The sequence below is a fragment of the Desertihabitans brevis genome (assembly GCF_003327535.1).
Lineage (GTDB): Bacteria > Actinomycetota > Actinomycetes > Propionibacteriales > Propionibacteriaceae > Desertihabitans > Desertihabitans brevis.
In genome coordinates this window covers 522,099-544,051 of record NZ_QOUI01000001.1, presented here as the reverse complement: position 1 = coordinate 544,051, position 21,953 = coordinate 522,099, and the positions used below count along the sequence as shown (strand labels likewise).

Below are 21,953 nucleotides of genomic sequence, written 5' to 3'. Positions count from 1 at the left end.
CTCAACCCCTTCCCGGCGTGCCGTGCGGGGCGCCCGACGGCCCGACGGCCCCGCCCGTGACGGGGAGACCGCTCAGCCGCTCGATCGCGCGGACCAGAGCCGCGTGGTCGAGGGACCCGTCGCCGGCGGCCCGCAGCCCCAGCACCAGCTGGGTCACCGTGCCGGTCAGCGGCAGTCCGACACCGGCGCGTTCGGCCGCTCCCAGCGCGATCTTGAGGTCCTTGTGGTGCAGGTCGAGCCGGAACCCGGGGGCCAGGTCGCCTGCCAGCATCTTGGGCGCCTTGAGCTCGAGCACCCGGCTCGCTGCCAGCCCGCCGCCGAGGACGGCGAGGGCGGCGTCGAGGTCGACACCGGTGCGGCGCAGCAGCGAGAGCGCCTCGGCCAACACCGCGATGTTGCCGGCGACGAGGACCTGGTTGGCTGCCTTCACCAGCTGTCCCGAGCCGACCGGCCCGACGTGTGCCGTCGACCCGGCGAAGGGAGCCACCACCTCCTCCGCTGCGGCGACGTCGTCCGCGGTGCCGCCCATCATCACCGCGAGGGTGCCTGCCACCGCGCCGGACTCGCCGCCGCTGACCGGGGCGTCGACGTAGCGCACCCCGCGCCGGCCCAACCGCGCGGCTGCCGACCGGGCGGTCTCGGGTGCGATGGTGCTGCAGTCGACGACGAGCGTGCCGGGCCGCAGGTGGTCTGCCACACCGTCCGCCGCCGTACCTCCCGGGTCGACCGAGCCGTCGCCGAAGAGGACGGCCTCCACGTCGGGGCCGTCGGGCAGCACGAGGACGAGGGCGTCGCTGGTGGCGGCGAGCTCGTCCGGGGCGGCGGCCAGGCCTCCGGCGGCGACGAACGCCTCGACGGCGGGCGCCGACCGGTTGTGCCCGACGACCTCGTGCCCGGCTGCGACGAGATGGCGGGCCATGGGGGCGCCCATGATGCCCAGTCCGATGAATCCGATCCGCACGATGGACCTCCTCAGTATCCGCGGGACAGGTCGACGAGGTTGCGCAGCGGCCGTCCCTGCGACAACCGGCTGAGGTTGTCGACGAACAGGTCGACCTGCCGGTCGCCGAGCAGCTGGGAGGCGTGCGAGTCGTGCGGGAGCACCGTCGCTCCCGGAGCGGCCCACAGCGGGTCGTCGGCCGGCAGCGGCTCGGTCACGTGGCAGTCGATGAGGGCGCCGCGCAGGTGGCCGTCGTGCAGGGCGGCGGCGAGCGCGTCCGCGTCGTGGATGGCCCCGCGGGCGACGTTGGCCACCCAGCCGCCGGGCTTCATCGCCGCCAGGGCCGTCGCGTCGACCAGCCCCCGGGTGGCCGGCGTCAGGGGCGCCGCGATGACGAAGTGGTCCGCCCGGGCGAGGGCGTCGTGCAGGTGCTCGGTGGTGGTCGTCTCGTCGAACCCGTCGACGGGCTGACCGGTCCGGTTGACCCCGATCGTCCGGATGCCGAGGACCCGGGCGATCCGGGCGGTGCTGGCGCCGATGTTGCCCGTGCCGAGGACCACCAGCACCGTGTCGGAGAGCTCGCGTGCGGGCAGCTCGACCCATGCCCGGGCGGCCTGGTGCCGCCACCGTTCCCGGAGCATCTTCGCGTCGGCGAGCAGCCCCGCGATGACGGTCTCGGCGATCGCTGGCGCCGAGACGCCCGAGGCGTTCGCGAAGGCGACGCCATCGGGTACGACGCCGACGAGGTGCTCGGCCCCGGCGCTCATCGACTGGAGGAGCCGGAGCTCAGGACCCAGCAGCACGTCGAGGCCGGAGCGGGTCAGGATGCCCTGCTCGACATCCAGCGACGGCTTGGAGCCGCTGGTCTCGACCATGATCGCGTGCGGCGCGCGCTCGGGGCCGCGGCCCGCGTTGAGCTGGGAGACGGGCAGGTGCTCCAGCCGGACGTCCGGCGCGGCACCCAGCACGCGGGCGCGTTGCTCGTCGGTCAGCCACAGGCCCTCGTCGGGGTCCTGCGCGTGCTGGACGGCCTTGGGCAGTCCGGCGACGACGACGTTCAGTGCCACGGGTGGGTTCCTCTCGTTGGGTCGGTACGGGTCAGGCGGTGCGGGCCTGGTGGGCTCAGGAGGCAGGGTCGTCGAGGAGGTCGCGGAGGGCCCGGTCGACGACCTGCTGCTCGGCGGCGCGGACGCCGGGACGTCCCGCGACGTGCCCGAGGGGGGACTCGAGCACCCGCAGCTCGCCACGACGCAGGGCGCCGACCTCGCGCTCGTTCTCGCCGACGGTGAAGTACTGGTCGGTGGAGGCGGGCATCAGCAGGGTGCGGGCGGTGATGGTGGCCAGGGCGGCCAGGGTGCCGCCGCGGCCGCGGCCGACGTCGGCCCGCAGCCACATCCGCAGGCTCGCCAGCAGGTCGTCGGCGTGGTGATCCTCGTGGTCGCGGCCCCAGGAGGACAGCACGTCTGCGGGATCCCGGTAGCCGAACTCGCGGTAGAGCCCCTCGGCGAAGAACTCCTCGCTGTAGGCCCAGCCGGCGTAGACCCGGCCGAAGGCGTTGCGCCCGACCCGCGCCCCGGGCTCCGGGTCGGCTCCGAGGGCGGCCGCCACCGACCCGAGGAACACCTCGTTCACCTCGCTGCAGCGCGCGGCCGAGCACAGGGCGAGGACCGCCTCGACCGACGACGGGTGGCGTACCGCCAGCTCCAACGCCTGCATCCCGCCGAGCGACCACCCCGCTGCCAGCCGCAGCCGTCGCACGCCGAGGCTGGCGAGCACCAGCCTCGCTGCCTCCACGCAGTCGCCGGTGGTGAGCTCGGGGACGACGTCGAGGCCGTGCGAGGGCGAGGTCGAGACGCCTCCGCCCAGGTGGTCGACCACGACGACGAGGTGGCGGTCGGGGTCGAGCGGGCGGCCCGGGCCGATCCAGGGGTCATAGCTGTCGTGGTTGCCGGTGTAGTAGCTGAACAGCAGCACCGCGTTGTCGCCGGTCTCGGCGAGCCGGCCGTAGGTGCGGTACCCGATGACCGCCCCCTGCAGCAGCTCCCCGGACTCGAGCCTGAGCTCGTCGACGTGCAGCAGCACGGTGTGCTCCCTCCGGTGTGTGGTGCGGTGAGGCGGGTCAGAAGAACTTCAGGTAGCGGTTGGTCTCCCAGTCGCTGACCGCGGTGGCGTAGGAGCCCCACTCCTCGCGCTTGTAGTCGACGAAGGCCCGCCAGGCCGTCTCGCCGAGCACCTCGCGGACGAAGGGGTCGGCCTCGAAGGCGTCGACGGCCTCCTCCAGCGTTCGGGGGAGCAGCGTCAGCCCGCGCGCGGCGTACTCCGAGGGCGCGACGTCGTAGAGGTTCTCGGTGTGGAAGTGCTCCAGCGGCAGCTCCTCGCGGATGCCCTCCAGACCCGCCGCCAGCAGCAGGGCGGCCGCCAGGTGGGGGTTGCAGGCGGCGTCCACCGCCCGGCACTCGACCCGGCCGCCCCCGAGCGGGATGCGCAGCATGTTGGTGCGGTTGTTGTTGCCGCAGCTGGCGAAGATCGGGGCCCACGTCGAACCGGACATCGCACCGCCACGGACGAGGCGCTTGTAGCTGTTCACGGTCGGGGCGATCACCGCGCAGATGGCGGCGGCGTGCCGGACGATGCCGGCGGCGAAGTGATAGCCGATTTCGCTGAGCCCCGCGCCGCGCGGGTCGGCGTCCGCCGCGAAGAGGTTGCGACCGGAGACGGGGTCGGCCAGGGACATGTTGTAGTGCGCGCCCGACCCGGTGCGGTCGGCGAACGGCTTGGGCATGAAGGAGGCGAACAAGCCGTGCTTGCGGGCGATCTCGCCGGCCATCAGGCGGAAGAAGACGACCCGGTCGGCCATCGTGAGGCCGTCGGCGTAGGCGAAGTCGATCTCGAACTGACCCTGCGCGTCCTCGTGGTCGAAGGAGTAGACGTCCCAGCCGAGGTCGTTCATCGACTCGACCAGCTCGGGGAGCCAGCCGAAGTTGTCCAGCAGGGCCGGGACCGTGTAGCAGGCCTTCTCGAGCACGTCGCGGTCGCTGACGTTCTGCGGGCCGTCGGGCCCGTCCCTGAGCACGAAGAACTCCGTCTCCACGCCGAGGTTGAAGCGGTAGCCGAGCTTCTCCGCCGCGCAGATCTGGCGGCCCAGGATGTTGCGCGAGGCGGCGTCGAAGGGCTGTCCGCCCACGTACAGGTCGGACTGGAAGAGGGCGGTGTCCGGTCGCCACGGAAGGACGATCCCGCGCTCCAGGTCGGGGTGGGCCGACAGCTCCTCGTCGTTCACGTCCTGCGGCAGCCCGTCGACCGCAGCCCCGGTGAAGAGCTCCGAGCCGCCGGCCATGTCGACCAGGTGGTCGATGGGCACGACCTTGCCCTTGAGGTTGCCGTGCAGGTCGGTGTAACCGGCGATCGCGTACCGGACGCCCTCGCTCTCGAGCCGCTGCTTGATCTGTGCTGCCACCGCCACCATCGCGATGCCCTCCCTCTGTTCCGATGCTGTATCGAAACCCTAGGGAGCGCTGATGTCGCTCCTCCTGCGAACGCGTTACGGTCGTGTTCCGTCGCTGCGGACGTGGTGCCCGCCCTCGCGCTGCCGGTTGCGGGCGGGCCGGGCGTGCTCGCCCGACTAGGGTGACCGGGTGACGCACCGCGCAGAGCCCCCGACCGGCGACGAGCCCCCGCTGCTGGCAGCGGCGAGGGGGGTGGAGCCGAGCCGGGTGCCGGTGTGGTTCATGCGGCAGGCCGGGCGCTCGCTGCCGGAGTACCGGCGGGTGCGCGAGGGCATCTCGATGCTCGACAGCTGCGCCCGCCCCGACCTGGTCACCGAGATCACGCTGCAGCCGGTGCGCCGTTACGACGTCGACGCGGCCATCTTCTACTCCGACATCATGGTGCCGCTGAAGGCGATCGGGGTGGACCTCGACATCGTCCCCGGCACCGGGCCGGTGATCGCCTCCCCGATCCGCTCCGACGCCGACCTGGCCCAGCTGCGCGACCCCCAGCCCGGTGAGCTCGACCACGTCGCCGAGGCGGTTCGGCTGCTGGTGGCCGAGCTCGGCGACGTCCCGCTGATCGGCTTCTGCGGGGCGCCGTTCACGCTGGCCAGCTACCTGGTCGAGGGCGGGCCGAGCAAGGACTACAGCCGCACCAAGGCGATGATGGTCGGCGCGCCGGAGCTGTGGCGGGAGCTGATGGAGCGGCTGGCGCGGATCTCGGCCGCCTTCCTCACCACCCAGGTGCGGGCCGGCGCCCGGCTGGTGCAGGTCTTCGACTCCTGGGCCGGCGCCCTGGCCCCGGCCGACTACCGCGCCTCGGTGCAGCCGCACACCGCGACGGTGCTGGCGGCGGTGGGTGAGCTCGGGGTGCCGCGGATCCACTTCGGGGTGGGCACGGGGGAGCTGCTCGGTGACCTGGTCGCCGCCGGAGCCGACGTGCTCGGGGTCGACTGGCGGGTGCCGCTGGACGAGGCCTGGCGCCGGGTCGGCGGCGGCGTGGCGGTGCAGGGCAACCTCGACCCGGCCCTGCTCGGCGCCCCCTGGCCGGTGCTGGCCGAGCGGGTCCGCGAGGTGCTGCGGGCCGGCGGACGGGTCCCGGGCCACATCTTCAACCTCGGCCACGGCGTCCCACCCGCGGCCGATCCCGACGTGCTGGCCCGCGTCGTCGAGCTGGTGCACGCCGAGGGGCTGGCCCTGCGCGAGGCGGGGGCCGAGCGGGTGGCCGACGAGGCCGCCCCGGTGCGGTGAGCACGCCGCCGGACGTCCCGGCCGGGACGGGAGCCGGGCTCCGGGTCGCCGTGGTCGGCGGCGGGGTGTCCGGTCTGGCGGCGGCCTCCGCGCTGCTCGGCGCGGGTACCGAGGTCGTCGTGCTCGAGCAGGCGGAGCGCTGCGGCGGGAAGGTGCTCGGTGGCGAGCTGGACGGGCTGCGGCTCGACCTCGGTGCGGAGTCCATGCTGCTGCGCGGACGTCCCCGGGTGGCGGAGCTGCTCAGCCGGCTGGGGCTCGACGACCGCCTGACCACCCCGACCGCCGAGCGCTCGGCCCTGCTCTCCGACGGGCGCGCGGTGCCGGTGCCGCCGTCGCTGCTCGGGGTGCCGAGCGACCTGGAGCCGCTGCGCGGGCTGCTCAGCGAGGACGGCTGGCGGCGGGCGGCCGAGGAGCCGGACCGGCCGTTCGAGGTCCCGGCCGGCGACGTCGCGATCGGGACGCTGGTGGCCGACCGGTTCGGCGCGGAGGTCGCCGACCGGCTGCTCGAACCGCTGCTCGGCGGCGTCTACGCCGGACGCTCCCGCGAGCTGTCGGCCGCCGCGGTCAACCCCCGGCTGTGGTCCGCCCTGCGCACCGGCACGTCGTTGCTCCGCACGGCCGCCGCGCTGATGCCTCCACCGGGCACCAGCACCGGCTCCCCCTTCACCGGGGTGGTCGGCGGGGTGCACCAGGTGGTGCGGGCCCTGGTCGAGGAGCTGGGGGAGCGGGTCCGCACCGGGGTGACGGTGCGCGGGCTCGAGCCGCAGCAGCACGGCTGGCGGCTGGAGCTCGCCTCCCGCCGGCACGAGGACGGCGCGGTGCGCGCCGACGAGCGGGCAGACGCGTCCGAGCAGCTCGAGGTGGACGCGGTCGTGCTCGCCGTCCCGGCCCCGGCTGCCGCCCGGCTGCTGACCGGCACCGCCGCAGCGACACCGCTGGAGAGCATCCGCTACGCCTCGCCGGCGGTGCTCGCCCTGCACGTCGAGGGCGTCCGGCCGCAGGGCTCGGGGCTCCTCGTCCCGCCCGGCGGCTCACCGACCATCAAGGCCATCACCCACAGCGACCGCAAGTGGGCTTGGCTCGCCGAGCGCGTGCGGGAGCGGTGGGGCGACGGGCACCACCTGGTGCGGGTGAGCCTCGGCCGCGCCGGCGAGGAGGCGGTGGTGCAGCGTCCGGACGCCGAGCTGGCCGCCGCCACCGTGGCCGAGCTGCGCGAGCTGCCCCGCTGGGACGGCGTCACGGTCCACGGCTGGCGGCTGCAGCGCTGGGGCGGGGGACTGCCGCAGTACGCGGTCGGCCACGTCGACCGGGTCGAGCAGGTCGAGCAGGCGGTGGCCGGGCTGCCCGGCCTGGAGGTGTGCGGGGCCGCCTACCGGGGGGTCGGCGTCGGGCCCTGCCTGGAGTCCGGGCTGGAGGCCGCCGATCGCGTGCTGGCCATGGCCGGCTGAGGGGGCTCGTCCTTCGACAGGCTCAGGACGCTGGTTCGGGTTGGGCGGTCGGGTGTGGAGGGGCTCGTCCTTCGACAGGCTCAGGACGCTGGAGTGGGGTTGCGCGGTCGGGTGCCGACGGGCTCGTCCTTCGACAGGCTCAGGACGCTGGGGTCGAACCGCACCGTGGGCACCGACCCCACGACAACGCCCTGAGCCTGTCGAAGGGCGATCATCTCCCCGGCGGCGCGACGGTTTCGCCGCAGGTCACCCCCGGTGGCACAGTGGGCACGCGCCCGCACCCGGCGGGTCGGGAGAAGGAGGACGCTCCGGTGTCGGTGCCGATCGAGCAGGCCGAGGAGATCAACGCCACCATCCGCTACGTCATGTACTCGGTGTTCCGCCGCGAGGCCGGCGCCACCGGGGACGCGCAGGCGGCGCTGGAGGCGGTGGCCGCCGCGACCGAGGGCGGCGACCTGACGATCCGCGGCTGGTACGACCTGGCCGGGCTGCGTGCCGACGCCGACCTGATGGTGTGGTGGCACGCGCCGTCGTCGGACACCCTGCAGGACGCCTACCTGGCCTTCCGCGGCAGCGAGCTGGGCCGGGGGCTCACCCCGGTCTGGTCGCAGATGGGGCTGCACCGGCCGGCGGAGTTCAACCGCGGCCACGTGCCCGCCTTCCTCTCCGGGCACCCTGCGGGGGAGTACCTGTCGGTCTACCCCTTCGTCCGCTCCTACGAGTGGTACCTGCTGCCGGAGGAGGAGCGCCGGGCGATGTTGCGCGAGCACGGCGAGCTGGCCCGTCCCTACCCCGACGTGCTGGCCAACACCGTCTCCTCCTTCGCCCTCGGTGACTACGAGTGGCTGCTGGCCTTCGAGGCCGGCGAGCTGCACCGCATCGTCGACCTGATGCGGGCGCTGCGCGCGGCCGGTGCGCGGCGCCACACCCGCGAAGAGGTGCCGTTCTACACCGGACGGCGCCGCGAGCTGGCCGAGGTCGTCGCCTCCTGGTGACGGCTGGGGCGGGCGGGTACCGTCCCCGACACGCCCGGACGGCGGCGGGGAATCTGTGACGGTGCCCACCGCGTTGTACCGAGGCTGCACGACCACCAGACCAGGAGGACGACCATGACCCAGAGCTCCGACCAGCAGACCACCGACGTCGCGGCCGGCGTCGGCAAGGTGGTCCGGTCCGAGGCCGAGTGGCGCGCCATGCTGAGCCCGCAGGAGTACCACGTCCTGCGCGAGGCCGGCACCGAGCGCCCGTTCACCGGCGAGTACACCGACACCACGACCGAGGGCGTGTACCGCTGCCGGGCCTGCGACGCCGAGCTGTTCCGCTCCACGACGAAGTTCGACTCCCACTGCGGGTGGCCGTCCTTCTTCTCCCCGCTGGCCGAGGACCGCGTCCGCTACATCGACGACACCTCCCTCGGGATGACCCGCACCGAGGTCCGCTGCGCCACCTGCGACTCCCACCTGGGGCACGTCTTCTCCGGTGAGGGCTACGCGACGCCGACCGACCTGCGCTACTGCATCAACTCCGTGGCGCTGTCGCTGCAGCCGGTCGAGGGGGCCTGATCGTCTAGACTCCCACTCCGGGTCACCGGGGCCCAGGACCGAATGATGGGGATTGCACGGGAGATGACGGTGGCCCAGGACGAGCTGCAGCCGGACCTGCACCGCGTGGGCGCACGGCCCCCGCTGTGGTCCTACCTGCGCGAGGCCTGGCACCGCCGCGACTTCGCCTACGCGATGGCGCGCTACAAGGTGCAGGCCAGCAACGAGCGCAACCGTCTGGGGATGCTCTGGATCGTCCTGCAGCCGATGCTCAACGCCGCCATCTACGGCACCATCTTCGGCATCCTGCAGGGCGACAACGCACCGGAGGACTTCGTCCCCTTCGTCGTCATCGGGGTCTTCCTCTTCAGCTTCTTCACCGGATGCATGACCAGCGGGGCGAAGTCGATCACCGGCAACGCCTCGCTGGTGCAGTCGTTGTCGTTCCCCCGCGTCACCCTGCCGATCTCCATCGTGCTGCAGCAGCTGCTCAACCTCGTGCCGACGCTCGGCGTCATGGTCGTGCTGCTGCTGGTTCTCGGGCACTTCCCGCGGGTGGAGTGGCTGCTGATGCTCCCGCTGCTCGTGCTCTACGTCCTCTTCTGCACCGGCGTCGCGTTGATCGGGGCCCGGCTGACGGTGCACGTCCGCGACCTCACCCAGTTCCTGCCCTACATCAGCCGGATCTTCTTCTACACCTCCGGCGTGCTCTTCGATCCCGAGCGCATCCTGTCGAGCCTGCCGTGGCTCCGCGCCATCTACGACTACCACCCGATCCACGAGGTGCTCAGCCTGGCCCGGAGCTTCCTGATGGGCTACGAGGGCGCCCAGCCGATCTACTGGGCCTACTTCGCCGCCTGGTCGGTCGGGATGCTGGTGGTGGGGCTGCTGTTCTTCTGGGCGGCCGAGGAGCGGTACGGCCGTGGCGACTGAGCGACGATCCGGTCGGCGGCGGGGAACCCCGCGCCGAGGTCGTCGCTCGGTGGCGGCGGCCGTCAGCGCCGCGCTGCTGGGCGTCCTCGGGCTGTCCTGGACGGCCGTCCCGGCGGTGGCCGAGGAGGTCGAGTTCACCCTCGACGACCCCGACGTCGAACGCTCCGCCGGACTGGCCAGCGACCCCGCCAACGACCGTTACTGGACGGTCAACGACTCGTCGGAGGAGGCCGAGGCCTTCGCGGTCGCCGAGGACGGCGAGGTCGAGGGCCGGGTGGTGTTCGGCGCCGAGGTCTCCGACCTGGAGGCCGCCGCGTACACCGACGCCGGGCTGTACCTGGCCGACATCGGCGACGACGAGCAGGAGCGCGACTTCGTCACCGTCTACCGGCTCGCCAGCCCCGAGGTCGGCGGCAACAGCTTCTACAACGCCTGGGACCTGCAGTACGAGGACGGGGAGTCCCACGACGCCGAGGCGATCGTCGTCACCGAGGACGAGGAGCTGCTCGTCATCACCAAGGAGGAGGACGGCGGCATCTGGGCCCCCACCGCCGAGCTCACCGGCCAGGCGATGAACACCCTCGAGCGGGTCGGCGACGCACCCTCCTTCGTCACGGACGCCACCGCGCTGCCCGACGGCACCCTCGCGCTGCGCGACTACGGCGCCGTCACCGTGGTCGACCCCGACGACGACTACGCCGAGGTGGCCAGCGCCGTCCTGCCCGAGCAGGAGCAGGGCGAGACGATCACCACCAGCCTGGACGGTGAGGACCTGCTGGTCGGCTCCACCGGCGCCGGGGCGGACGTGCTCCGCGTACCGGTCCCGACCGAGCTGGACCCGGCCGTCCCGGCCGGCGGGCCCACCCCTGTCCCGCCCACTCCCACGCCGAGCGGCGGGGGCACCCCCACCGACGAGACCACCCAGGCCCCGCCCACCGAGGGTGACGCCGGCGCCGCCGGTGGGCTGCCCGCCGTGGGCGACGTGCTGCGGATCGGCGTGCCGGTGCTGCTGGTGCTGGCGGCCGCGGGCGTCGGCGTCGTCCTGCTCCGCCGGCGGTCACGGCCGCAGCCGCGGCGGGTCTCCGGCCCGCAGCACGGCTCACCGGCGGAGGACACCCAACGGCTGCCGGCCGTCCCGGCGGGGGAGCCCGCGACAGGCCGGTTCGCCATCGTCGACCGTCCCGGGCGCGACGACCGCGACCCGGGCTCGCCGCGGCGCGCGCTCGAGCCGGCGCCGGCGGACGCGGCCACCGGGAACGGCACGCTGCTGCCGATCCCCAGCGACATGGGCTCGGCGGCGGTGATCGTCGACGACGTGCACGTGGAGTACAAGGTGTACGCCAGCGGCAAGGCGCTCGACAAGGCCGGCCGCAAGCTGCTCACCCGCACCCGCGGGGTGCGGACCGTGCACGCGCTCAAGGGCGTCTCCTTCACCGCCGAGAAGGGGGAGTCGATCGGGATCATCGGCTCCAACGGCTCGGGCAAGTCGACGCTGATGCGAGCCATCACCGGTCTCACCCCGCCCAGCCGCGGCGCGATCTACGCCTCGGCCCGGCCCAACCTGCTCGGTGTCGGCGCCGCGCTGCTGCCCGACCTCTCCGGTGAGCGCAACATCGTGCTCGGCGGGCTCGCGCTCGGCTTCAGCAAGGAGGAGATCGCCGAGATGCGCGACGACATCGTCGCCTTCGCCGAGCTGGAGGACTTCATCGAGCTGCCGATGCGGACCTACTCCTCGGGCATGCAGCAGCGGCTGAAGTTCGCGATCGCCGCGGCCAAGCAGCACGAGATCCTCATCGTGGACGAGGCGCTGGCGGTGGGGGACAAGAAGTTCCGCGAGCGCAGCGAGAGCCGGATCCGCGAGATCCGCGAGCAGGCCGGCACGGTGTTCCTGGTCTCGCACTCGATGGGCTCGATCCGCGACACCTGCAACCGGGTGATCTGGCTGGAGAAGGGCGTCCTGCGCGAGGACGGCGACCCCGACGAGGTCATCAAGGCCTACGAGGGCTGGAAGAAGTAGCCCCGTCCGGCGCGCCGCGGTGCAGACTGACCCGCATGACCGCCGACGAGACCGCCTACCAGCCGCCCGAGACCCCGCTCAGCCAGGTGCTGCGCCTGCCCGACGGCCCGGTCGACCTCGCCAGCCACGACCCCCGCGCCACGCCCGGCTACCCGGGCCAGGGCAAGAAGGACGCCGACGCGGTGCGGCTGGCGATCGAGCCGGAGCTGTCGGAGCTGCAGGAGCGGCTGTACGCCAGCGGCCGGTCGGGGGTGGAGGGGACGCCGTCGGTGCTGGTGGTGCTGCAGGGGATGGACACCTCCGGCAAGGGCGGGATCATCCGGCACGCGATCGGCATGGTCGACCCGCAGGGCGTGCAGCTCAAGGCGTTCAAGGCGCCGACCGAGGAGGAGCGCGCTCACCACTACCTGTGGCGGATCCGCACGGCGCTGCCGCAGCCCGGGATGATCGGCATCTTCGACCGCTCGCACTACGAGGACGTCCTGGTGCCGCGGGTGCGGGGCGAGCTGGACGAGGACGCGGTGGGCCGGCGGCTGGCCGAGATCGCGCAGTTCGAGCAGGAGCTGGTCTCCGGCGGCACCCGGCTGGTCAAGTGCTTCCTGCACATCTCGGCCGACAAGCAGCTGGAGCGGCTGATGGAGCGGCTGGACAGCCCCGACAAGCACTGGAAGTACAACCCCGGCGACGTCGACTCCCGCCGCGACTGGCCGGCCTACCAGCGGGCCTACACCGAGGTGCTGGGCGCGACGTCGACCGCGACCGCGCCCTGGTACGTCATCCCGGCCGACCGCAAGTGGTACCGCAACTGGGCGGTCGCGCAGCTGCTGCTGGAGCAGCTGCGCGCCCTCGACCTGCAGTGGCCCCGTGCCGACTTCGACGTGGCCGTCGAGAAGGAGCGGCTCGCCGCCACCCGTGACGTCGCCGGGGTCTGGACCGCCGTGCTCAGGCGCCGACGACGCTGAGCCGCGGACGCTCCTCGGTCGCGGCCGCGGGGCGGGTGTCCTCCTCGAAGGTCACCAGCTCCATCGCCGCCACCACGTAGCGGGCCAGGGCGAGGTCGAGCAGCTCGGGCTGGTCGCCGAAGGGCAGGCTGACCGCACGGACGCCCAGCGCGCGGGCGGCCTCGGCCTGGGCCTGCCAGACGTCGTCACCCACCAGGTGCCAGGAGCCGACGGCGATGTGGCGACGTCCCTGGGCCCGCAGGTTGTTCACCGCGGCCACCAGCGCGCCGGCGCCCTCGGTGTCCTGGGCGACCACGCACGGCAGGCGGTGGTGCTGCGACCACTGCCGCGCCCGGCGGCCGAGGATGGCGGTGCTGCGGACCTCGTCGGTGCTCGAGGCGGCCAGCACCAGGCCGTCCAGCTCGGTGGCGTGCACGCGGCGCAGGGCCTCACGCAGCTGCCGGTCGACCAGGGTGAGCAGCTGCGCGCCCGGTCCGAGCGGCTCCGAGGCGGTCACGGCCAGCCCGGGGTGGGCGGCGCGGACCTTGGCCAGCAGCGCCTCCACGCGGTCGTCGACGCCGAAGGCCCGGCAGATGTCGAGGGGGACGAACACGATCTCCTGCACGCCGGCCCGCGCCAGCTGGCCCACGACCTGCGGACCGCTCGGCGGGCAGTGGTCGAGGAAGGCCACGTGCACGTCGAGCGCCGGGCGCATCGCCTTGATCCCCTTGCGCATGCAGTGGGTGACCTGGGCGACACCCGGGTCAGAGCTACCGCTGGCGAGCAGGACGAGGGCAGGGGCCGACATGACAGTCCTTCCTGGAACAGGGTCTTGCGTGCTGAGACAGCGCCGCTGCCGCACACTCTTGTGCTGGCGCTCCTGACTGGCAAATCCAAATCCCAACATGTGGGAAGCCATATCAAGATGCGGACGAATCGGACACCTGTCGATCTGGGGCGGCGCCATCGTGAAGTCCCGAGAGGTGCGGCCACACCTTGTCCACCGCCGCGTTGAGGGCCGCGCCGAGCAGCACGGCGATGGACACCAGGTACAACCACAGAAGCACCGCGATGGGTGCCGCCAGCGGCCCGTAGACCGAGGCGGTGCCGGTGGTGCGGCCCAGGACGGCCCGGAGCAGCGCGCTGCCGCCCAGCCACAGCAGCACGGTCAGCCCGGCTCCGGGCAGGTCGCTGCGCCACCGGCTGCGGTGCGGCACCGCGAGGTGGAAGACGGTCGCGAGCATGCAGACCGAGAGCAGCAGCACCACCGGCCAGTAGAGCAGCCCGACCGCGCCGAGGGCGTCGGGTAGTGCGAGGTCGATCAGCGAGGGCCCGGCCAGGATCAGCGGCAGCACCACCACGCCGACCAGCAGGAACACGAGGTAGGCCAGCACCGACAGCAGCCGGGTGCGGACGATCCCGCGCTCGCCGGCCATCCCGTACATGATGGTGATGGTCTCGATGAAGACGTTGGTCGAGCGCGACCCGGCCCACAGCGCGAGCAGGAAGCCGACCGAGACGACGTCGGCGCGGCCGCTGGCCAGGACGTCGTCGAGGGTGGGTGCGATGACGGTGCTCACCGCGTCGCCCGTGAGCGCGGCCGAGGCCAGCCGGAGCAGGTCGGCGCGGAAGGTGCTGACGGCGTCCACCTCGAAGACGCCGGCCACGAAGCCGACCGCACCGGCCAGCCCGAACAGCATCGGCGGCAGCGACAGGATCGCGAAGAAGGCGGCTTCGGCGGCCAGCCCGGTGAGCCGGTGGGTGAAGGCGACGGCCAGCGTCTGCCAGACGACCCGGAGCGCTCCGGAGGCCTCGCCGACCCGCTGCACCAGCGACCGCACCAGCCGGGCCCGGGCACGGAGGCGCCCGAGCAGCGTGCGACGGCGCTGCCGCACGGGGTCGGGCACGGAGTGCGGCACGTCTGCAGCGTAGGGCCGTGCCCGCGCCGAGGCACGGTGCCGGGCCGGTCAGGGGCGGATCAGCACCTTGACCCGGGCCGGGTCGGCGCTGGCGGCCAGCTGGTAGGCCCGCGGCACCTCGTCCAGGCCGAGGACGTGGGTCACCACCGGGGCGAGCGTGTCGGCGTGGCGGCGGACGTGCTCGACGCCGGCGGCGAGGAAGCGGGTCCAGTGCTGGGTGGTGCCGGTGTGCAGCACGACGTTGCGTCGGAAGACGGTGCGCAGCGGGAAGGGGTAGTCGTCGGTGTCGGGGACGCCGAAGACGACGAGCCGGCCGTCCATCCCCACCAGGTGGCAGGCGTCGACGAAGGTCTGGGTCTGGTGCCCGACGGCCTCGAAGACGAGGTCGAAGCGGGCCCCGTCGGCGACCAGCACGTCGGAGGTCGTCCGCACCACCTCGGCCACGCCGAGCCGGGCCGGCAGGTCGCCCCGGTCCAGCGGGTCGACGCCGGTGACCCGGGCCCCCTGGCTGGCCAGCACCGAGGCGGCCAGCAGCCCGGTGCTGCCCAGTCCGATGACGCAGACGCTGCGGCCCTCGACCGGCCCGACCCCGCGGAGCGCGCTGAGGACGGTGCCGGTGGGCTGGGCCAGCACGGCCACCTCGTCGGGCAGCTCCTCGGGCAGCGGGACGGCGTGCGCGGCCGGCAGCACCTGGCGCTGCCGGAGCCCGGTGTGCGTGGTCGACATGGCGAGCACCCGGGTGCCGACCGGCAAGCGGTCCGAGCCGCTGGCCAGCACCCGTCCGACCAGCTCGTGGCAGGGGAACGCGGCCGCCGGCAGGGTCTCGGGGACGTCGGCGTCACCGGTGTAGCGCGGGATGTCGGAGCCGCAGATCCCGGCCAGCAGCAGCTCGATGAGCACCTGGTCGCGGCCCACCGCGGCGGGGTCGGGGTCGGGGACGCTGCCGCGTTCCATCGTCCTGGGGGCGGTCAGGTCCCAGCTCCAGCAGCGTTCCGGCATGCGGCCCACTGTGGCAGCCCGGGCGCGGCGGTGCCCGGTGGGGTCACTTCAGCGGGTCGTGGCCCCAGTTCATCAGCGAGTACCGCCACCTGGTGTCGGTGACGTCGCCGTCGGGGCGCTGGGCCAGGTGGCGTTTGACGTAGCCGTTGACCTTGCGCATGTGGTCGAAGTCGTCGTCGGTCAGGTCGCCCTTCCTGGTCCGCAGCAGCTCGACGATCCGGCGGCCGCTGCGGTGCCCGGTCGACTCGCCGCCCTCGGACTGGCCGACGCTCTTCGACTCCTCGGTCTCCAGCCACTCCTCGAGCTCCTTGGGCGTCATGTTGACCGCCTCGTCGAACCCGTCGCGGGTCTCCTCGTCGTCCTCGTTCATGGCCCTGCTGTTCCCCCGGACGGCGCGCCCACACCCGGACGTCCGCGGCTGCCGGTTGTCGGTGGGGTGGCCCATACTCGGGTCCGTGACCGAGGTGACCCCCCGCACCCGCCGCACGACCTGGCTCGACGTGCGCGCCTGGCTGGCCGGCAGCGTCCAGGAGCACAGCCTTCTGGTCTCCACCCTCACGATCGGGCTGGCCTGGGTGGGCTCGGTGATCGGCATCGCGCTCTCGGAGGAGGTCGGGCCCCGGCCGTGGCTGATCGCCGCCGTGGTGGTGCTGGGGCTGGGTGTCGCCGTGCTGGAGGTGCTCAACGCCTGGGCCAAGCGCCGGGCCGACGAGGCCCAGCGGGGAGCGGCGGCCCGTCTCGGGGTGGCGGTGAAGGACGCCCTGCGCCCGGTGGCCGAGCTGATGGCCCAGATGCCCGGGGCCGGCGCGGAGGACCGGGAGCGGCTGCTCTACCAGGTCTCCCAGCAGGCGGCCTCGGGGCTGTACCTGCTGTTCGAGGTCGACGGGGTGCGGTCGGTGGTCTACCGGCTCGACCCCTCCGGTGACGTGCTCACCCACCTGGCCTACCACGGCCGGGGTGAGACGCCGGGCTCGTTCGAGCGCCGCGACGACCCGCCGGATCCGGCCTTCGAGGCGCTGGTGCAGAACCGGACCCGGGTGGTGCACGACACCGGCGCCGAGCCGGGGGAGCGCGGCCGCGAGCGTGGCTATCGGACCTACATCGCGGTGCCGGTGGTCACCGGCGCGACGCCCTACGGGATGCTCACGGTGGACGCGCCCGAGCCGCACTCCTTCACCGAGACCGACGTCGCGGTAGCCGAGTTCACCGCCGAGATGCTGGCGGTGGCCTTCGCCACCGCGGCGCCGCAGCCGTAGCTGTCGGATGCCTCTGGCAGCATCGGCGTAGCATGGACGAGCAGCAGGAGGAGGTCCGATGTCCTTCACGGTGAAGAACCCCAAGGTGGTGGCTCCGCGGAGCCTGTCCGAGGCCGAGGTCCGGCGCATCCGCCGCGAGGCGCGCGAGCAGGTCCGCGCTGAGGAGCGCACCCTGATCCGGCGCCAGATGCAGGTTCGCCCGGCGTCCTGACGCCTCAGTCCCCGTCGGGCTCCCAGCGCAGCAGGTCGCCGGGCTGGCAGCCCAGCACCTCGCACAGCGCGGCCAGGGTGGTGAAGCGGACGGCCTTGGCCCGTCCGTTCTTCAGCACCGCCAGGTTCGCCGGCGTGATGCCGACCCGCTCGGCCAGCTCGCCCACCGCCATCTTGCGCCGGGCCAGCATGACGTCGATGTCCACGACGATCGGCATCAGATCACCTCGTCCAGCTCCGAGCGCAGGTGCTCGGCCTCGGTCCGGGTGCTGACGGCCTGGGCGAGCAGCGCGCGCATCACCCACACCAGCATGGCCACCGCCGCCACCGAGGCGGCCAGCCCGCCGATCACCAGCACGATCCCCGGCGCCACCTCGGTCGGGGCCAGCACCGCCCCGAGGGCGAGCAGCAGCCCCGCGGCGACCGCGAAGGCGACGATGATGACGTGCACGTAGCGGAACGCGGCGGAGGTGAAGACCGTGCCGCGGCGCACCAGCGTCAGGAGCTGCCACACGCACACGACGACCACCTGCCCGCAGAGCACCCCGAGCACGAGGATCGTCACCACCGCCGTCCGCAGCCAGCCCGGCGCGCCGGCCTCGGCCATGTCCACCCCGAGCAGCGGGGCGAGCACCCCCTGCAGGTACAGCGACCCGCCCAGCAGCAGCACCGCCAGCACCCGCAGCACCACGATGGTTCCCTTGCCCATGATCGTCCTCTCGATCGAATGTCGGCTGAAATCTATCGAGAAACGAGAGGTGGGGCAAGAGCCGTCGCTGGGACGAGAACCGGGAGGGGAGACGACGAGGGCCCCGATCCGGCGTCTGCCGGTCGGGGCCCTCGTCGAGCTGGTGGGCGATACTGGGTTTGAACCAGTGACCTCTTCCGTGTCAGGGAAGCGCGCTACCGCTGCGCCAATCGCCCTCGTGTGGAGTCGTCCTCCGAGGTGGTGAGGTGGGTACGGGATTCGAACCCGTGTACACGGATTTGCAGTCCGTTGCCTCGCCTCTCGGCCAACCCACCGAAAGTGGTAGACCTCCAGTGGAGACCACTCCGAGCGGACGACGGGATTCGAACCCGCGACCCTCACCTTGGCAAGGTGATGCTCTACCAGCTGAGCCACGTCCGCATGTTCCCCGCTCCAGCCCGTCCTGCCGGCCTCGTCGAGGTGCGGGTAGAACCATACCGACATCGCTGGTGTTTGCCAAAACGTCACCGGCGGCGCGGCATGATGGCCGTCATGACCGTGCCCGGCGAGCCCGACCAGACCCTTCCCGACACCAGCCCAGCACCCCGTCGGGTCTGGGTGGACGACCGGCTGCTCGAGGCCGACGAGGCCAGCGTCTCGGCGGTCGACCACGGCCTGGTGGTCGGTGACGGGGTCTTCGAGTCGCTCAAGGTGACCGCGGCCGGGGCGTTCGCGCTCGGCCGGCACCTGGCGCGGATGTCGCGCTCGGCCGAGGCGCTCGGTCTGCCGGCCCCCGATCCCGACCGGGTCCGCGAGGCGGCCGATGCGGTGCTGGCCGACCGGCCCTACGAGCTGGGGCTGCTGCGGATCACCTGGACCGGGGGAGCGGGGCCGCTGGGGTCCCAGCGCGCCTACGGTCCGCCCACCCTGGTGCTGGCCGACACGCCGGTCGAGCCGGCACCGGCCTCGACCTCCGTCGTCACCGTGCCGTGGACCCGCAACGAGCACGGGGCGATGACCGGGGTGAAGACCACCAGCTACGCCGAGAACGTCCGGGCGCTGCGGCACGCCTACGACCGCGACGCCACGGAGGGCCTGTTCCTCAACACCGTCGGGCACGTCTGCGAGGGGACCGGGTCGAACCTGTTCTGCGTGCTCGACGGCGAGGTGGTGACCAGCCCGCTGGCCTCGGGCGCGCTGGCCGGGATCACCCGCGAGCTGCTGCTGGAGTGGGCCGACGTCACCGAGCGCGACCTCACCCTGGCCGAGGCGCAGCGTGCCGACGAGGTCTTCCTCACCTCCTCACTGCGCGACGTGCAGGGCGTCCATCGCTGGGACGAGGTGACCTTCGACGCCCCGGGTCCGGTGACGCGGCGTCTGCAGCAGGTCTTCGCCGAGCGCTCGGCGGCCGATCCGGACCCGCGCTGAGCGGGCCCTGACGTCGATTGGCGTCGGCCCCGGAGCTCATGTACCTTTGGGCGTCGCAAGGGCGATTGGCGCAGTGGTAGCGCGCTTCGTTCACACCGAAGAGGTCACTGGTTCGAACCCAGTATCGCCCACCAGCACCAGCTGCGGCCCGACCGGGACCACCGGTCGGGCCGTTGTCGTGTACCCGACGGTGGGAGGCAGGCAGATGCGCGTCGTGCAGGTGGGTCTGGGCGGTTTCGGCCGCAACTGGGCCCGTGAGGTCGTCCCGAGGGTCCCCGAGGTCGAGGTGGTCGCGACCGCGGACGTCTTCGAGGGGTCGCGCGCCGCGGCGCTGGCCGAGGGGCTGACCACCGAGGACCGCTGCTTCGCGACGACGGAGGAGGCGGTGGCGGCCACCCGTCCCGATGCGGTGCTGGTGACGGCCAGCCTGGTCGGCCACGTCCCCGCCACCCGGGCCGCCCTGGAGGCGGGCTGCCACGTGCTGGTGGAGAAGCCGTTCGCGCCCAGCGTCGCCGAGGCCGAGGAGCTGGTGGCCCTGGCCGAACGGCAGGGACGGGTGCTGGCGGTCAGCCAGAACTACCGCTTCTTCCCCGCGCCGCAGACGGTGCGCGAGATCGTCGCCGACGGGCGCTACGGCCCGCTGCACGGCATCACCATCGACTTCCGCCAGTTCTCCGGCGCGAACGGGGTGGCCACGCCGCACCACGCCCTGGACGAGCCGCTCCTGGTGGACATGTCGATCCACCACCTCGACCTGCTGCGGACCGTGCTCGGGCGCGACATCACGGCCATCAGCTGTCGTACCTGGGACCCGGAGTGGTCGATGTTCTCCGGCCCGTCGGAGGGGGTGGCGCTGATCGAGAGCGGGGACCTGGTCACCAGCTACCGCGGCAGCTGGGTGAGCAGCGGCGAGCGGACCACCTGGGCGGGGGAGTGGCGGATGGACTTCGCCCAGGCCGAGGTCTGGTGGACCAGCCGGGGCGACGGGCCGGAGGGCTGGCGCCGCGACGAGGTCCGGGTCCGTCGGCTGGGCGAGGTGGAGACGCTCACCCTGCCGCGGGTGGAGCGGACCGACCGCACCGGCTCGCTCACCGAGTTCGCCACGGCGATCGCCGAGGGCCGGGAGCCCCACATCTCCGGTCGGGACAACCTCGGGACGCTGGCGGCCACCTACGCCGCCGTCGAGGCCGCCCGCACCGGCGAGACGGTCCGGGTCGCTGCTCGTACCTGAGCCGGTCCGGCGTCGAGCGATCACCCCGGTGCGTCGCCGCGCTCCCGGGCGGCTCAGCTCCTCGGGTCGCGGACGTCCTTCCCCTGCTCGGCGAAGGCCTTGAAGTCCTCCAGGTGCTGCTGGGACTGCCGGCGGAAGGTGCCGCGCAGCAGACCGCTCGCCAGCCGCATCAGCAGGTGGTCGAACCGGTACTCGCTCTCGCTCTCCCACAGCGTCGTCCCCGGACCGGTCTCGGTCAGCCGGTCGCGGGCGGCGTTCCACATCCCGCGGCCGACGATCTCGCGCTCGAAGCGCACGACGGCGCCGGCGGGGATGTCGTGCAGGTTCGCCGGTTCCCGGTGGGTGACCGTCTCGGTGGCCTCCATCGTCTGCGTCCCCGACCGCAGCACGACCCGGGACCTGGTGCCGACCGCGCCGTGCACCCCGGTCACGGGCTCGTGCACCACCAGTCCCCGCAGCCAGCTCGGCAGGTGGATCGGGTCGGCCAGCAGCTGCGCCACCCTCTCCCGCGGCAGGGCGATCTCGATCGAGTTCGTGTACTTCACGGCACACCTTCCTCCGGTGCGGTCCGGATCACTCCGGGTCGGGCACGTAGAAGCGGGTGGTCGCCTCGACCGCGGCGGCGACCTGCTCCGGCTCGCCACCGGCGGCCAGGTGCGCCTCGCCCCAGGCCGCCGCGCTGCGCCGGGCGAACTCACGTCCCTCGGGAGACGTCTCGAACTCCTCGTGGTCGACGACGTCGCCGCCGGCCAGCAGCCGGGACAGTCCGAGGAGGGCCAGGTCCCAGCCGACGCCACCGGCGCCGGGACCGTAGGTCGGGAAGGAGGGGTCGGCGAGGACCGCCGCGTGCACCAGCTCGAGCTCGGTGCCGCCGTCCGGGCTGGCGGACAGCCGCACCTCCACCTCGCTCGTGCCGGGCCAGGCGTCGGCCTCGGGGCCGTAGAGCCAGGACACCGTGAGCACCTGCGGCGGCTCGCACCGGAGGATCTCGCCGTGCTCACCGCCGTCCAGCTCGTACCTCCCGCCGGGTCGCAGGTCGCCGGAGACGGGCTTGAGCCAGCGACGCAACCGCTCGGGGTTGGTGACGGCGTCCCAGACTTCGTCGACCGGTGACCGGTAGTGGCGCCGCAGCTCGACGGTGTAGGCCTCGCCGGCGGGCACGCTGCCCTGGCCCATCACCCGGCGCGCAGCCCTCAGCTCCTCCAGTACGTCCCTCATGTCAGCTTCCCTTCTCGGTCGACAGGTCCGGCCCGGGCCCGGGCTGGTCAGGTGCCGGCTGCGTCCGGGCGGCACGTCTGCCCCGGGCCAGCTCGGTCTCCAGGGCGTCGAGGTGCTGGTCCCAGATCCGGCGGAACCGGTCCAGCCACGCGTCGACCTCGCCCAGCGGCGCCGGCTCGACGGCGTAGACCCGGCGGGCGCCGTCCGCCTTCACCGAAGCGAACCCGCTGTCCCGCAGCACCCGCAGGTGCTGCGAGACCGCCGGCTGGGAGATCCCGAACTCGGCCCGGATCACCTCGGTGATCGCGCCGGAGGTCTGCTCGCCCTCGGCGAGCAGCTCCAGGATCCGCCGGCGTCGCGGATCACCGAGGACGTCGAACGCGTGCACGAGCACGAGGGTACCGGCGCCTACTTATATAAGTCCAGAGCAATGCTCGCGGTGGTG

General features: G+C 73.2%; 24 protein-coding genes and 4 tRNA genes. 12 read left to right on the top strand and 16 right to left on the bottom strand.

The features are described from left to right. Position 1 precedes the first annotated feature (1 nt). Genes DT076_RS02575 through glnT form a run of 4 tightly spaced genes read right to left on the bottom strand, consistent with a single transcriptional unit; the run spans position 2 to position 4,397 of the window. The gene (locus DT076_RS02575; RefSeq protein ID WP_114125031.1) at positions 2-961 is read right to left on the bottom strand and encodes an NAD(P)-dependent oxidoreductase; all 960 of its coding nucleotides are present in this window, start codon (positions 959-961) and stop codon (positions 2-4) included. 11 nt (positions 962-972) lie between these two features. Next, positions 973-2,007 carry a D-2-hydroxyacid dehydrogenase gene (locus DT076_RS02570; protein ID WP_114125030.1) on the bottom strand — a complete coding sequence of 345 codons (1,035 nt, stop codon included), beginning with the start codon at positions 2,005-2,007 and terminating at the stop codon, positions 973-975. A 55-nt stretch (positions 2,008-2,062) separates the two neighbouring features. Then, a complete protein-coding gene (locus tag DT076_RS02565; RefSeq protein WP_114125029.1) occupies positions 2,063-3,022 on the bottom strand; it encodes an alpha/beta fold hydrolase in 960 nt (319 codons plus the stop codon). Positions 3,023-3,059: 37 nt separating this feature from the next. Continuing rightward, positions 3,060-4,397, bottom strand: coding sequence for a type III glutamate--ammonia ligase (gene glnT, locus DT076_RS02560; RefSeq protein ID WP_199538896.1), 1,338 nt, complete (start codon positions 4,395-4,397; stop codon positions 3,060-3,062). Between the two features lie 178 nt (positions 4,398-4,575). On the opposite strand from glnT, the gene hemE reads away from it, so the two are divergent. The 7 genes from hemE to DT076_RS02520 all read left to right on the top strand — a co-directional run bounded on the left by hemE (position 4,576) and on the right by DT076_RS02520 (position 12,580). Continuing rightward, complete coding sequence (gene hemE, locus DT076_RS02555) at positions 4,576-5,679, top strand: uroporphyrinogen decarboxylase (RefSeq protein WP_114125027.1); 1,104 nt, start codon at positions 4,576-4,578, stop codon at positions 5,677-5,679. Continuing rightward, a complete protein-coding gene (gene hemG / locus DT076_RS02550) occupies positions 5,676-7,127 on the top strand; it encodes a protoporphyrinogen oxidase (protein WP_114125026.1) in 1,452 nt (483 codons plus the stop codon). Before hemE ends, hemG begins: the two co-directional genes overlap by 4 nt. Before the next feature lie 311 nt (positions 7,128-7,438). Beyond that, a complete protein-coding gene (gene hemQ / locus DT076_RS02545; RefSeq protein ID WP_325048345.1) occupies positions 7,439-8,122 on the top strand; it encodes a hydrogen peroxide-dependent heme synthase in 684 nt (227 codons plus the stop codon). A gap of 114 nt (positions 8,123-8,236) precedes the next feature. Continuing rightward, positions 8,237-8,689 carry a peptide-methionine (R)-S-oxide reductase MsrB gene (gene msrB, locus DT076_RS02540; protein WP_114125025.1) on the top strand — a complete coding sequence of 151 codons (453 nt, stop codon included), beginning with the start codon at positions 8,237-8,239 and terminating at the stop codon, positions 8,687-8,689. A 45-nt stretch (positions 8,690-8,734) separates the two neighbouring features. Beyond that, entirely contained in the window at positions 8,735-9,601 is an 867-nt protein-coding gene (locus DT076_RS02535; protein ID WP_232822032.1) for an ABC transporter permease, read from the top strand. Positions 9,602-9,650: 49 nt separating this feature from the next. Further along, positions 9,651-11,618, top strand: coding sequence for an ABC transporter ATP-binding protein (locus DT076_RS19800; RefSeq protein ID WP_233493579.1), 1,968 nt, complete (start codon positions 9,651-9,653; stop codon positions 11,616-11,618). A 35-nt stretch (positions 11,619-11,653) separates the two neighbouring features. Then, positions 11,654-12,580: a PPK2 family polyphosphate kinase gene (locus tag DT076_RS02520; protein ID WP_114125023.1), complete on the top strand. Its 927-nt coding sequence runs from the start codon at positions 11,654-11,656 to the stop codon at positions 12,578-12,580. On the opposite strand, the gene DT076_RS02515 is transcribed toward DT076_RS02520, so the two are convergent. From DT076_RS02515 to DT076_RS02500, 4 genes are all read right to left on the bottom strand, one after another. Continuing rightward, positions 12,561-13,367 carry a sirohydrochlorin chelatase gene (locus DT076_RS02515; RefSeq protein WP_158548023.1) on the bottom strand — a complete coding sequence of 269 codons (807 nt, stop codon included), beginning with the start codon at positions 13,365-13,367 and terminating at the stop codon, positions 12,561-12,563. The genes DT076_RS02520 and DT076_RS02515 overlap by 20 nt on opposite strands. Before the next feature lie 112 nt (positions 13,368-13,479). Further along, positions 13,480-14,478, bottom strand: coding sequence for a YihY/virulence factor BrkB family protein (locus DT076_RS02510; protein ID WP_233493578.1), 999 nt, complete (start codon positions 14,476-14,478; stop codon positions 13,480-13,482). Between the two features lie 48 nt (positions 14,479-14,526). Next, entirely contained in the window at positions 14,527-15,477 is a 951-nt protein-coding gene (locus DT076_RS02505; protein ID WP_147264038.1) for a zinc-dependent alcohol dehydrogenase, read from the bottom strand. 43 nt (positions 15,478-15,520) lie between these two features. Then, complete coding sequence (locus DT076_RS02500; protein WP_114125020.1) at positions 15,521-15,847, bottom strand: DUF3140 domain-containing protein; 327 nt, start codon at positions 15,845-15,847, stop codon at positions 15,521-15,523. An 85-nt stretch (positions 15,848-15,932) separates the two neighbouring features. On the opposite strand from DT076_RS02500, the gene DT076_RS02495 reads away from it, so the two are divergent. Then, positions 15,933-16,733, top strand: a complete 801-nt coding sequence (locus tag DT076_RS02495) for a GAF domain-containing protein (RefSeq protein WP_158548022.1) — start codon at positions 15,933-15,935, stop codon at positions 16,731-16,733. 58 nt (positions 16,734-16,791) lie between these two features. Continuing rightward, complete coding sequence (locus tag DT076_RS19280) at positions 16,792-16,944, top strand: hypothetical protein (protein WP_157973856.1); 153 nt, start codon at positions 16,792-16,794, stop codon at positions 16,942-16,944. 4 nt (positions 16,945-16,948) lie between these two features. Here DT076_RS19280 and DT076_RS02490 read toward each other — a convergent pair whose 3' ends face one another. The 5 genes from DT076_RS02490 to DT076_RS02470 all read right to left on the bottom strand — a co-directional run bounded on the left by DT076_RS02490 (position 16,949) and on the right by DT076_RS02470 (position 18,072). Next, the gene (locus DT076_RS02490; RefSeq protein ID WP_114125018.1) at positions 16,949-17,161 is read right to left on the bottom strand and encodes a helix-turn-helix domain-containing protein; all 213 of its coding nucleotides are present in this window, start codon (positions 17,159-17,161) and stop codon (positions 16,949-16,951) included. Further along, a complete protein-coding gene (locus DT076_RS19275) occupies positions 17,161-17,652 on the bottom strand; it encodes a DUF2975 domain-containing protein (RefSeq protein WP_158548021.1) in 492 nt (163 codons plus the stop codon). Before DT076_RS19275 ends, DT076_RS02490 begins: the two co-directional genes overlap by 1 nt. A 140-nt stretch (positions 17,653-17,792) precedes the next feature. Next, positions 17,793-17,867, bottom strand: a tRNA-Val gene (locus DT076_RS02480). Positions 17,868-17,895: 28 nt separating this feature from the next. Next, positions 17,896-17,966 (bottom strand) — tRNA-Cys (locus DT076_RS02475). 33 nt (positions 17,967-17,999) lie between these two features. Continuing rightward, positions 18,000-18,072, bottom strand: a tRNA-Gly gene (locus DT076_RS02470). A gap of 111 nt (positions 18,073-18,183) precedes the next feature. Here DT076_RS02470 and DT076_RS02465 point away from each other — a divergent pair. The 3 genes from DT076_RS02465 (at position 18,184) to DT076_RS02455 (ending at position 20,290) form a co-directional block, all read left to right on the top strand. Next, a complete protein-coding gene (locus DT076_RS02465) occupies positions 18,184-19,059 on the top strand; it encodes an aminotransferase class IV (protein ID WP_158548020.1) in 876 nt (291 codons plus the stop codon). Positions 19,060-19,118: 59 nt separating this feature from the next. Then, positions 19,119-19,193, top strand: a tRNA-Val gene (locus DT076_RS02460). Between the two features lie 71 nt (positions 19,194-19,264). After that, complete coding sequence (locus DT076_RS02455; protein WP_114125016.1) at positions 19,265-20,290, top strand: Gfo/Idh/MocA family protein; 1,026 nt, start codon at positions 19,265-19,267, stop codon at positions 20,288-20,290. 53 nt (positions 20,291-20,343) lie between these two features. On the opposite strand, the gene DT076_RS02450 is transcribed toward DT076_RS02455, so the two are convergent. From DT076_RS02450 to DT076_RS02440, 3 genes are read right to left on the bottom strand one after another with little or no spacing between them, the layout of a single operon-like run. Further along, a complete protein-coding gene (locus DT076_RS02450) occupies positions 20,344-20,835 on the bottom strand; it encodes an SRPBCC family protein (protein ID WP_114125015.1) in 492 nt (163 codons plus the stop codon). A 28-nt stretch (positions 20,836-20,863) separates the two neighbouring features. Further along, complete coding sequence (locus DT076_RS02445) at positions 20,864-21,508, bottom strand: SRPBCC domain-containing protein (RefSeq protein ID WP_199538895.1); 645 nt, start codon at positions 21,506-21,508, stop codon at positions 20,864-20,866. A gap of 1 nt (position 21,509) precedes the next feature. After that, positions 21,510-21,896 (bottom strand): ArsR/SmtB family transcription factor, encoded by a 387-nt coding sequence (locus DT076_RS02440; RefSeq protein WP_114125236.1) that lies wholly within the window; start codon positions 21,894-21,896, stop codon positions 21,510-21,512. Between the last annotated feature and the right edge of the window lie 57 nt (positions 21,897-21,953).